The 640-nt window shown below is 43.3% G+C and carries 2 protein-coding genes; both read left to right on the top strand.

The genetic code is table 11. From position 1 onward, the window contains the following. A partial coding sequence (locus tag NUW87_RS11465) for a hypothetical protein (protein ID WP_269028655.1) occupies positions 1-392 on the top strand: 392 nt, incomplete at its 5' end. Next, the gene (locus tag NUW87_RS11905) at positions 379-597 is read left to right on the top strand and encodes a chromo domain-containing protein (protein ID WP_369127942.1); all 219 of its coding nucleotides are present in this window, start codon (positions 379-381) and stop codon (positions 595-597) included. The genes NUW87_RS11465 and NUW87_RS11905, both read left to right, overlap by 14 nt. Positions 598-640: the final 43 nt, after the last annotated feature.

Below are 640 nucleotides of genomic sequence, written 5' to 3'. Positions count from 1 at the left end.
TATATGAACAAAATCCACCTTCAGTTCTCTCATATTTTCTAGGTGTCTCGAAGGTCCAGGCGGTTGACCAAACACTTACAGTTCGAGAGGCTATTCTCCATACCCTCAAAGAGAATTTGGTCATGGCACAGAATCACATGAAGCAACAAGCAGATCAAGGTCGCTCTGAACGTCAATTTGCAGAAGGGGATCAAGTGTTTCTTCGTCTACAACCCAATAAACAAACTTCACTCAAAGATGAACATTGTGAGAAACTTGTGCCCAAATTTTATGGTCCTTATACAATTATCACACGAGTGGTGCCCCTGACCTACCAATTGGCTCTTCCCAGTCACTCTAAGTTCCATCTATGTATTTCAAGTCTCGTGCTTAAAGAAGGTGATTGGAACTAAGTGCCAAATTCAAACCAACCTTCCTGAGTTAGCTGAAGAAGGATCCATTTGGCTACAACCAAAAGAAATTTTGGACCAGCATGAGCGTCACCTGTGTCAGAGAACCATCAAGGAAGTGTTAGTCCAGTGGAAAGATACAACTCCAACAGATGCCACTTGGGAACCAGCTACCATTCTGCAACAATTTCCACATCTCAAGCCTTGAGGACAAGGCTGTTTTAAGGGGAAGGACATGTTAGGGACCTAAC

Source organism: Corynebacterium pilbarense (assembly GCF_026930265.1).
Lineage (GTDB): Bacteria > Actinomycetota > Actinomycetes > Mycobacteriales > Mycobacteriaceae > Corynebacterium > Corynebacterium pilbarense.
Note: the sequence above shows the minus strand (reverse complement) of the source record. Positions and strands in the feature narration are given on the sequence as shown.